The 11,461-nt window shown below is 52.4% G+C and carries 6 protein-coding genes; 4 read left to right on the top strand and 2 right to left on the bottom strand.

Annotated elements, in window-relative coordinates:
* Nucleotides 1-36: 36 nt before the first annotated feature.
* Both ACYU87_RS07020 and ACYU87_RS07025 read right to left on the bottom strand, forming a co-directional pair.
* Complete coding sequence (locus ACYU87_RS07020; RefSeq protein ID WP_461133311.1) at nt 37-1,947, bottom strand: DUF3857 domain-containing transglutaminase family protein; 1,911 nt, start codon at nt 1,945-1,947, stop codon at nt 37-39.
* A 7-nt stretch (nt 1,948-1,954) separates the two neighbouring features.
* Nucleotides 1,955-3,988, bottom strand: a complete 2,034-nt coding sequence (locus ACYU87_RS07025) for a transglutaminase domain-containing protein (protein WP_461133312.1) — start codon at nt 3,986-3,988, stop codon at nt 1,955-1,957.
* Between the two features lie 201 nt (nt 3,989-4,189).
* On the opposite strand from ACYU87_RS07025, the gene aat reads away from it, so the two are divergent.
* The 4 genes from aat to ACYU87_RS07045 all read left to right on the top strand — a co-directional run bounded on the left by aat (nt 4,190) and on the right by ACYU87_RS07045 (nt 11,377).
* Nucleotides 4,190-4,813, top strand: coding sequence for a leucyl/phenylalanyl-tRNA--protein transferase (gene aat / locus ACYU87_RS07030; protein ID WP_461133313.1), 624 nt, complete (start codon nt 4,190-4,192; stop codon nt 4,811-4,813).
* A gap of 40 nt (nt 4,814-4,853) precedes the next feature.
* Nucleotides 4,854-5,888 (top strand): glutamate 5-kinase, encoded by a 1,035-nt coding sequence (gene proB, locus ACYU87_RS07035; RefSeq protein WP_461133314.1) that lies wholly within the window; start codon nt 4,854-4,856, stop codon nt 5,886-5,888.
* A gap of 2 nt (nt 5,889-5,890) precedes the next feature.
* Complete coding sequence (locus ACYU87_RS07040) at nt 5,891-7,141, top strand: glutamate-5-semialdehyde dehydrogenase (protein ID WP_461133315.1); 1,251 nt, start codon at nt 5,891-5,893, stop codon at nt 7,139-7,141.
* A gap of 93 nt (nt 7,142-7,234) precedes the next feature.
* Nucleotides 7,235-11,377 (top strand): hybrid sensor histidine kinase/response regulator transcription factor, encoded by a 4,143-nt coding sequence (locus ACYU87_RS07045; RefSeq protein ID WP_461133316.1) that lies wholly within the window; start codon nt 7,235-7,237, stop codon nt 11,375-11,377.
* The last annotated feature ends 84 nt before the right edge of the window (nt 11,378-11,461 follow it).

Genomic DNA, 11,461 nt, shown 5'->3' on the forward strand with positions numbered 1-11,461 from the left:
TCCTATAAACGTTCGACAACCGGCAAAGGGTTTGGTTTAATTTAGTTTGACGAACACCATCTGCGTTCGATCGGCTTTGGCAACCTTCTTCCGAAAGTCTACCCAGTCGGTATAAGCAGCCGGTAAAAAGCGCCCGCCGTGCATCGTTACCTGACGAATGTACGTCATCCGGTCGCCGTTTACCGTTAGTCGGGCCGTGTATCGACCGAACGTTGACTCGATCTCGACCGGTGGTACAATGTATTCAGGTACATACCCTTTCGGAATCTGGTACGTGATCGTATCGCTGTCCTCATAATTATAATTCGCTCCCAGCTCGACAGCCGCCCGGCGGGGTTGTAGCTGTGGGGTTACCGGCGACAGGGAGGACATTAAATTCAGGGGCAGAAAAAGCCTTGTTCCACTAACGGTTGCTAAACGACGCACGGATAGGCCCAGTGTTTCGACAACAGCGGGTACGGAGCCGGTTTGTTCCTGATACGCAAATGTGTTTAGCTCGAAAGCCGGAATACGAATCCGTTTGAGAAGCCAGGTGCGCTGATCATCACGACTCAACCGATGCAGTATGCTGGCGTAGTCGTCCTGCTGAAGCCCCGTGTAGCGCGTTCGCACAGCCGCGGTCGCATCGCCCTGTTCAGTCAATGTAATCGTGATTCGTCGCTGCTGCCGGTTGTTTTCCGGCCGGTAAGCCGTTGTTTTTATCAGTTTGCCGCCATCGGGCTGAACCAGCAGGGCGTGCCGGTCTCCGGTAAAATCGCCAACGTAACCCGCCGGATTGTGCCCGTCAGTACATTCTAGAAAAAGGGTATCGCGCTTGTCGGGAACGCACAGAATAACGTGATTGAACTGAAAACTCGGGAAATCGACCAGCAAATCAGGCTCTTTGTCGCCCGCCCGTACCAGCGCCGGATACGCCGTAATACCGATTGACTTCAGCAATGCCTGGGTATAGTTCGTGAGTGCTTTGCAATCGCCGTATTTACTGGCCGCTACCTTATCCGCTTCAATGGTTTGCCAGCCACCTATGCCAAGCTGAACGCTGACGTACCGTGTCTGATCCTGCACGTACTTATATACTTTTCGCACCTTCTCCAGGGTACTCGTTTCATTCGTTGTCAACGCCAGAACCTGCTGCCGCAGTTCGTCGGGAATACGGTCACGGTCGGTATTCAGGGTGTGGTAAAATTGACCAACGTCTTTCCAGGTCGTTATATGCCCCCTGTAATTCTGAACATCAAAATCGGCAGGAGCCGTGTACACAATCGGTAGCTGTTCTCTGGCCGGGGGCGATAGCGGTTCAAACTCCACAGCCGGCCGAGCGTTGACATTCCAGACATACGTTTTCGTTCCGTCAGCTGCCGAAGTCAACGACACCGGCGTCGATACGTTCATTTCCTTGTACCGCAGGGCCAGACCAGGTGGCACGACAACCGTAAACACGGCCTGCTCCAGGGCCAGATGCTGCTCGTCCTGCGGTATCCAGGTCGGGTAAAACATCAGGTTTCGCTCCGTCGTTTCCACCAGAAAATCAACCGTGTAGGGATACGACGGCTGTTTGGGAAACGACGCAACTTTCACGCGCTGATCATCGAAAAAGTTGTAGTCCGTATAGGTGCTCCTGTCGTCAATATCGGCTTTCCTGAGCTTCTTGATCAACTTACCGCCGGCGTCGTACAAAGCACCTTCCAGATTGGTCACTTTCGAGAGCTTATCATACCCGACTACTTTTCGGGCCTGGTCATCGCCCTGCTCATCCAGCACGGTCACTACGGTATGAATCCGCTGGGTGGCCTCCCCTATCGACTTTATAGTAAACGTTGTCTCATGCCTGCGCACAACCGCGTGGGCATTTTCTTTCAGTTCGGGCGATACCGATTCAGACTGGTATTCGGTCTGCGCCTGCGCAAACCGGGTTAGTATCAGAACGAGTAAACCTATTTTTCTCATCGTGTGGTTATTTTTTCTCCGACAGATCAGCCCGTTTCAACACCACCTGTTCGGCGTGTTTTGCCACAATCCGGCTGAACAATTCCCGTAGTGACCCATACTCATCAGCCGAAAACTGCGTTTTACGCAGTAAAATCCGACTGACCACCTGTACCTGATTATCTGCGTTGACGGCCAGTTGATACATAAAACGACCGCCGTTTTCGGGCAAAACCATAGAAATGGATTTCGGCATTTCTTCCACCTGATACCCTTTTGGCAGGGTATACGTAGCCGTAAAGGTCTCGTCAATCAAGACTCCAAAATCGACCGGGTAGAGCCGTTCCAGTTCTTTAAACGGGCTGTTGCCGTGGGCTTCCGTCAGCATCGGTCGGAAGTAAAGACGGTCGCCGGCTCTGCCACACGCTTCGGGTATCGTGATGGTATAGGCTTCATTGAATGAAGTACTCTTTTGATCAGTTCCCGTAAAGTCAGCTTTATCAATCTGCCAGGCCGTCCGTTTCTTCTGAACACCTTCCAGGTACTTCGTCTTTCCCTCAACCGTAAACGACTTGCGACTCCGCAATGCACTATAGCCACCGTGCGAAAGCACAAGCGTACCAGATATGTCGCCATTGCTGTCGATTGTGTATGAGCCGGTATGCACATCAATATCACGCTCTACCGGCATCAGCGATATAAACCGGGATTTAGTTGGATGCACGAGTCGACCGGTTCCGTTCAGGCAATGGACGGGCAGCATACCCGGGGTCAGATAAGCATCCGTAGCATCGAGCAACATGTCTTTTCCACCAACGTAAACGTGCGCGACAACGTAGTTGAATTTCCTCAGCAGGGCGTATGCTTCATTGATTCGCCCGTGCGAACGGGTACTGAGAATGACCGGGTTGGCCTCAATGTCCATCTCCCGCAGCAGGGCAATCAGCATCAGGTTAATATCGGCCGCATCACCTTTTTTTTCGTCAAATACCTTCTTGATGTTATCTGACCAGAGTGAGGCTACCTGATTCCATTTTATTGTCTGACGGATGAAATCATAAGCGGCTGTAATACGGCCCAGCGTGTCTGGATATTGACTGACCAAGGCTTTTGCCTTGTCGCGGAGGAAAGCTGCCCGTTTAAACTGGCCGCCAAAGCCCGACTCACTCAGTAAGGTTCTGTCCATCGATTCCCAGCCAACAGAAATATTAGTGGTCACGGCACCACTTACCCCCGGCAACTGATAGCTGGCGAGTTCAAACTCGATCTTGGCCAGGTAATCGTCGTCGGTGGTAATGTACGCTTCATCGCGAAAGGCCGGCAGGTTAGTCATCGCAAACCGGTAGGCGGATGCCGATACGGCTCCCTGGCCCGGCAGCAAATCCACCGAGGTCGTTTTACGGGTATTGACGGCCAGGGGTATATACCCATTCTGCAGAATTTTATAGTAGAAATAATCGGGTATGGTAATGCGGTATTCGCTCCATTTTACGGGTATATTTTGCTGAAACCGCCATGTTTTGGGGTTGTAGCTGATATTAAATGGCGTATGCACCGTGTATTGGTAGTCGATGATAGATCCCTCCCGCACATTGGGCAGGGTGTATTTTTCAATCCAGAACTGGTCGGATGCCCGTTCGGTAAAATGCCCCGTCTTACCCAGTTGATCAATCGAAACGTTTCCATCGACAAGATTGTACGTATAGCCCTCGAAGTCGCTGATTGACTCATGCTGACCCGTTTTACCACGACGAGTTGTCAGTTGAATGGTCGCTCGGTCGTAGGCCGACTTCTTTCGTATCTGTAGCCGGACATGATAGCGGGATTCCAGCCACAAACTACCGCTGCCATGGTTGAATGTGACTTCACCATAATCGTATAGCACCACGGCTTCGGCGGTGGAATCTGCCACGGAATACGAGAACTGGTCGTGGGTAATCTGGCCGAATTTAACGACCGGGGCGGGGTCTTTCACTTTTTGGGCGAACCCAGTGGACAGCCTTAACAAGGCAACGATAACCGTCAGCAACAGAATGCGTCGGTTAAGCCAGAACGTGAACATGATGGTGAGTAAATAAACTTTAATCGCGAAGCAATATATTAGTCAAATGACAAATTTTCGCTATTAGCCGAACGTATATACATTTTATGGTAACCAGATTGGCTGACTCAGGCTAATTCATGTGCTCGTTGGCGATCGTCTGCGGCTATCAAAATAGTCCCCGAATGTTTTATCTTTGCTCAGGATACATTCACCGGGTTAATGGATAAGCTAACCGCCGACGATCTCGTTTACGGCTACATCAATGGTATTTTTCCCATGGCCGATGCCGACGGTACGCTCTACTGGTACGCGCCAGATCCTCGTGCCGTTATTCCGCTGGCTACCTACAAACCGGCCAAATCCCTTCGCCCGATTCTTAACCGCAATCAGTTTGAGGTTCGTATCAATACCGCTTTCAACGACGTGATGCGTTGCTGCGCCATCCCCCGCTCCGACGATGATAGTGTCTGGATTTCGGAGGAAATTATCAGCGCCTATACCGAACTGCACCAGATGGGCCTTGCACACAGCGTGGAAACGTATATAGACGACAGGTTGGTGGGTGGCCTTTATGGCGTGTCGCTGGGAAGCGCTTTCTTTGGCGAATCCATGTTCAACCGGGTCAGCAATGCGTCTAAAGTGGCCTTTCATCACCTGATTCTGATTCTGCGCCAGCAACATTTTACGTTACTCGATACGCAGTTCATCAACGACAATGTCCGTCGGTATGGGGCCATTGAAATTCCCAAAGCTGATTACCTGAAGCAACTCAAGGCCGCCCTTCGCCAGAAAGCCCGTTTTGCGGAGCCCCTGACCGCGATTAAACAGAACCCGGCCAGGTAAGGTGCGCGGTGATGCGGCATTGGTCCGTATCTTTGCCGCCATGACTAAGCCCGTTCTTGTCCTTAAATTCGGCACGGCGTCCATCACCAAACCCAATGGCGAGCCGAACGAACCTGTAATGGTTGATATTGCCCGGCAGGTAGCCGCGTTGCACCCCCACTACCGAATCGTGCTGGTGTCATCGGGGGCCGTCGGGGCCGGAAAATCCCTGATTCGGGATTACCGGGGCGACATTACGCAGCGAAAAGCCGCTGCCGCCGTTGGCAACTTGTTGTTGCTCAACCAGTATTCCCGCTTTTTTTCCATCTACGGTATTTCCATTGCCCAAAGCCTGTGCGAACGCCATCACTTTGCCAATCGGGATCAGTTTCTGCAACTGAAACAGACGTATGAAGAACTCTGGGCCAACGATCTGATCCCGATCGCCAACGAAAACGACGTAGTCAGTAACCGGGAGCTCAAATTCTCGGACAACGACGAACTGGCTACCCTCATTGCGGTCGGTTTCGGGGCCGAAGCTTTGATGCTTTGCACATCCGTGGGTGGCCTGCTGGACGCTTCGGGCCACATCATCAGGCAGGTTACCGACTTCGATGAGCGGGTGTTCGGCGTGGTCCGAACGGAGAAATCAGCGCTGGGGCTGGGTGGTATGGCCTCGAAATTAACGTTTGCCAAACTGGCGACCCGGATGGGAATCCGGGTCGTTATTTTCGGCCTGAACGACCCGGATAGCATCAGTCGGGCATTACGCCGTGAAATCGGTACTGAGTTCACGCCCCAGGCCAATACGCTTTCGGCCCGCAACCGGTGGCTTGGTAGTGGCAGTCTGGCCGTAGGCCGTATCCAGATTGACGCGGGAGCCGTACGCGCCCTGCAGCAACGGCGGAGTCTGCTGGCCGTAGGTGTCAGCACCATCACCGGCGAATTTGCCATGGGCGAAATGATCGAAATCACGGACGACGATCAAACGACAGTGGCCGTGGCCCGCGCCCGAATTTCATCCGAACAGCTAATGCAACAGCTTAACCAGCAAAACGTTGAGGTTGCCAATGCCAATGATATTGTACTTTTGTGATCATGACACCCATTACGCCCCTTCTTCAGGCCACTCAACAGGCCTCAGCCATTGTTCGGCGACTTAGTCCGGCCCAGAAAACGGATCTGCTCAATCGGCTGGCGGATGTGCTGACCGAAAATACCGCCGAGATTTTAGCCGAAAACCAGAAAGACCTCGACCGGATGCCTGCATCGGACCCGAAGTATGATCGGTTAAAGCTTACCGCATCCCGCGTGGCCGATCTGTCGTCGAGCCTGCGTCAGGTAGCGGTGTTGCCCGACCCGGCGGGTGAGGTTGTGCTGAACCGGAGCATCGAGCAGGGGTTACAGCTCAAAAAAATTACGGTGCCGCTGGGCGTTGTTGGCGTCATTTATGAAGCGCGCCCGAACGTAACGGTCGATGTGGCATCGGTATGTTTGCGGTCGGGAAATGCCTGCGTCTTGAAAGGAGGCAAAGAGGCTGACTTTTCGAACCGGTATCTGGTCGGCCTCATCCAGGGGGTATTGGCTGAATTTAATGTACCCAAAGCCGCTGTTACGCTGCTCCCGCCCGACCGTGCCGTTGTCAACGAACTACTGACGGCGACCCGCTACGTAGACATTATCATTCCACGCGGTTCAGAGTCTCTGATTCAGTTCGTCCGCAAAAATTCACTGGTGCCAACCATCGAAACGGGGGCCGGTGTCTGCCACACCTACGTTGAAAAAAGCGCCGATCTGGCCAAAGCCGTTGCCATTGTTGTCAACGCCCGCGTGTCCCGGCCATCGGTCTGTAACTCGCTCGACTGTGTTCTGGTCGATGAAACCATAGCAGCCCGGTTTCTGCCCATGCTGACCGCCGATTTTGCCAACTGGAACGTCGAAGTCTTCGCCGACGAAACGGCCTATCCCATTTTTGAGCAGGCGGGGTACACAAACCTACAACACGCCCAACAGGAGGACTTTGGCCGCGAATTTTTAGATTACAAGTGTGCCGTGAAAGTCGTAGCCGGTCTGGACGAAGCGCTGTCTCACCTTCAGGCGTATTCGTCGCGCCATTCGGAAGCCATACTATCGCAGAACCAGGCGCTCATCGATCGGTTTTTATTCGAAGTTGATGCAGCCGCAGTTTACGCGAATGCCTCTACGCGCTTCACCGATGGCGGGGTTTTTGGTCTCGGTGCCGAAATTGGCATCTCAACCCAGAAACTCCACGCCCGCGGGCCGTTCGCCCTCGAAAAGCTGGTCACCGAAAAATGGATTGTTGTCGGCGACGGCCAGGTGCGGTGGTAAAGAGGCTGAGCAAGGAAGTAGCAGAGATTAATGGCTTCTGAAAAATCGAATACATATTCGTTTTCGTAGTTGGGTAGTACAGAAGTACTGGTGATGATACGCAGCCTTTTTTTCTTCATTCTCTTCCCCATTTCCCTACTGGCTCAGTCCAGCTTTCAGGCTGGTAAAGGCTGGCAGGAATTCACAATATCCGAAGGGTTGTCGCAAGGGATGATCTATGACCTTGAACAAGACCAGAAGGGCTTCATATGGGCCGCTACCAAAGATGGATTGAATCGCTACGACGGCTATAACTTCACCGTTTTCACGCAGGACGCCCGCAACGAGTACAGCCTGTCGTCTAACCTTTGTTCAGCCTTACTCGTTGATCATCATGGACGGTTATGGATCGGCACCGTAAACCGGGGGCTCAATGTATATGATGACAGAACCCAGCGATTTCACCATATAGAAATGAGCGATCCGGCTTCAGCCGGTGTCGGCAATACCGAGATTTTTATGTTGGCCGAAGATCCGGCAGGCAATATATGGGTAGGTACCAGCCAGAATAAACTCGTTAAAGTTACTTTACCGGATTCGCTCAAAACCGGTTTTCCCCGGCAGGCCGATGCCACGAACCAGGTTCGGTTCAGCCGGTTTTCATTTCCGCTAGATGGAACCAGCAGTAGCAGTGCACCATCACGCATTACATTTCACGGTAATGGTCAGGCAGTGGTCAGTGTTGCCAAAGACCTATATGCCTTGAACTGGCAGCGCCCGCAACCAGCTCGTTATTCGCCAATCAGGCGGTTTGGTGCTCTGGCCACCTTGTTTCAGGCAACCCCCGACGGCCAACAACCTGATTACTGGTTTGGCTTCAGTGCCGATACGCTCGTCGCCTGGCAGCAGACCAAGCGGAAGAAAATCAAGTTGCCACCCACTAAAAACTTCAATATCTATCTGGACGTACTTGGCCCGGATAAAGTAGCCGTGGCAACGCCCGACTTTATGTGGGTTATGTCGCCTGCGCAACTCTACGCGCAGGATCAACTCTCCGAACGCAATGCGTTTGCGGCTATGCCCCCGAATCTGTTTGGTATCACCAAACTGCTTGTCGATAAGACCGGTAATATCTGGGTAGGTACGGCGGGCTATGGACTGCGTAAATTCAGCCCACGCATCAAACAGTTCCAGTCTTACCTGCCAAATACGTCACTCTCCTATCTGATGCAGGATCGCCGGGGACAGACCTACGTGCGGAATCAGTTTGATTTTGGCAGGCTGGACCGATCAACGAATCGCTGGCTACCGCTCCTGGCCGGGCACCACAACCGGATAACTTACTTTATACAGGATCGGCAGGGATTTTTCTGGGCTTCCGAGGTCAATCCGACGGCTCATCAGTTCGTTAAGTTTTCGGAGAACTGGCAATTGCGCAAGGCCTATCCACTGCCCGCTGGTACAGCCTTTGGTTTTACAGGTAATCAAACTCGGGAAGACAACAGCGGGCACCTCTGGATCGGGGCCACGCGCGGAAAACTCCTCCAGTTCGACCCGATTTCCGAGACCTTTACTAGTTTTTCTTACCAAAATCTGTTGCCCAGGCAAGCGGCCGACGTTGAAACCTATTCGCTCTATTTTGACAAACGTGGTACAGGCTGGGTCGGTACGCAGCATGGCTTAATCAGAATCGATCATCCGCAGCGTACACCCGTTTTTTCGATCTATAAAAACGATACAGCGAAGCCCGGTAGCCTGAGTAACAATTTTGTATCAAGCACCATCGACGATCCGGATCGACCGGACAATTATCTCTGGGTAAGCACCAAAGGGGGCGGGCTGGATCGGCTCGATAAACAGACAGGGCAGTTCCGGCACTTTACCGAAGCGCAGCGATTACCCAACAAAGTAGTTTACGGACTGCTAGCCGATGAGCGTAAAAATCTCTGGATGAGTACCAATCGGGGCCTGGCTCAGCTTAACCCCCGAACGCTCACGTTTCGAAACTACACAAAGGCCGACGGGCTCCAGGACGACGAGTTCAACACAGGTTCGTTTTTTAAAACGGCATCGGGCGAGTTACTCTTTGGAGGGATCAATGGGTTAACGGCCTTCCGGCCCGAAAATATAGTTGCCACGAGCGCCGAACCGGCTCCTCCCGTTCAGCTCATCGGGCTCAAGATCAACAATGAAGCCGTTGCCGTGGGTGCCTCCAACGGCATCCTGCCTGAAAGCATAGAACAGATCCAACGACTCGATTTGTCGCATACGCAAAACCTGGTAACCCTGGAATTTGCCCTGATGGATTATACAAATCCGGCCAAAAATCAGTATCGCTACCGGATGACGGGTATCGACCGAGACTGGGTAGAGGCTGGCACCAATCGCTTTGCTAATTATAACCAGTTGGCTAGTGGCACATATACGTTTGAGCTGGAAGGTTCAGCCAATGGAGAAAGCTGGAGCAAGTCGGCTCCGCTGACTATTCTAATTCATCCGCCCTATTACCGTAGCTGGTGGGCTTATGTACTGTATTTCGTTATCCTGATAGTAGTTGGCTGGCAGTTATACCAGTTTCAGAAACAACGCTGGTTTTTGCAGCAACAGGTGGCTTTTGAGCAGAAAGAAGCCAGGCGACTAGCAGAACTGGATGCCCTGAAAACGCAATTTTTCGCGAATATTTCCCATGAGTTTCGCACCCCACTGACGCTGATTCTGGGGCCACTGACCGCGCTGAGGCAGCAACTTCGAACAAAGCAGGTAGTTACCTTGACAGCTCCGGTAGTGGATTTGATGGAGCAAAACAGTAACAGGCTGCTCAGCCTGATCAACCAGCTCCTGGACCTCAATAAACTGTCGGCGGGGCAACTCCGTCCAATTCTGGAAACCGGCGATATTGGTGCATTCTTCAGAACCTTAGCCAGTTCATTCAGTTCACTGGCCGAAAGTCGGCAGATACAGTTCTCGTTCACGCAGCCATATCCTCACCTGCAGGCTAATTTCGATGCTGACAAAATCGAAAAAATAATCACTAACCTACTCTCGAATGCCTTTAAGTTTACGCCCAGTGGCAAGCAGGTTCATCTGCGGGTCGACTATCCATCCCTACAGTCGACTGGCGAGTTGCTGATTACCGTTGAAGATAGTGGCATCGGCATTGCACCCGCGAATCTGGCCGTTATTTTCGAGCGGTTTTATCAGGTCAACAGTAAATCCAGTCGCCTGTACGAAGGCACGGGTATTGGGCTATCGCTGGTCAGTGAGCTGGTGAAAGTCCTTGGCGGTACGATCACCGTTTCCAGCACGGAAGGAGTAGGCAGCAGTTTCAAGGTTCGCTTACCACTGGTGAGTGCGGAGCGGCAACTGACGGAAACTAACCCCGACCTGCCTGAACCAGCCACCGGGCAGGCAACTCGCCCCGACGATCTGACCGAAACTCCCGCTCGAATTCCCTCTACCGATAACATGCTGCTCATCGTTGAGGACAATGCAGCAATTCGGGCTTATGTGCGAACGGTGTTCGAAGCCGACTACCAGATCATCGAAGCCGAAAATGGCCAGATCGGTCTGGAAAAAGCAACTGCCAGTTTGCCAAATGTGATCATCTGCGATGTGATGATGCCCCGGCTCAATGGATTCGACTTCTGTCGCTTGCTGAAGCAGCAGGAAGTCACCAGTCATATCCCCATTGTGATGCTCACGGCAAAAACAATGGTAGAAGACCGCATCGAAGGGTTTGAACTGGGGGCTGATGATTACCTGACCAAACCTTTCAATCCGGTTGAACTTGAGATTAGGGTACGTAATCTGGTTGAACAGCGCAAGCGTCTAAGTCAGCGATATACCGACGCAGGAACCGAATCGATGGTTGGCGTAGCCAAGGCCGAGCCGGCTAAAGCAAGCCTGCCAGCCGCTGAACAGAAATTCCTGGATCGCCTATCATCAGTAGTGACACAGCATATTGACGACCCGGAGTTTACCGTAGAAATGCTGGCCGAAGCAGTCAATATCAGCCGAACTCAGTTGTTCCGTAAATTGAAAGCACTGATCAACACAACAGCGACGAATTACATTCTGGATATCCGCATGGCGAAAGCTGCCCAGTTGCTGACGGATCGGGAAGAGAGCGTGACGCAGGTTGCGTATGCGGTCGGCTTCAACAGCCCGTCTTACTTTACCAAGCTGTTCAAAGAACGCTACGGTGTATTGCCCTCCCAGTATGGCAAACCTTCTGTTCGCTCAGCGAATCCAGACTAGTTCCGCGCCATCTTTCATGATCACTCAAGATGCCCTTTACAGGGCATTTTTATTGGTAGATACCCTGCTTTAGGGCAACCCGTT

This window comes from Spirosoma lituiforme (genome assembly GCF_054776635.1).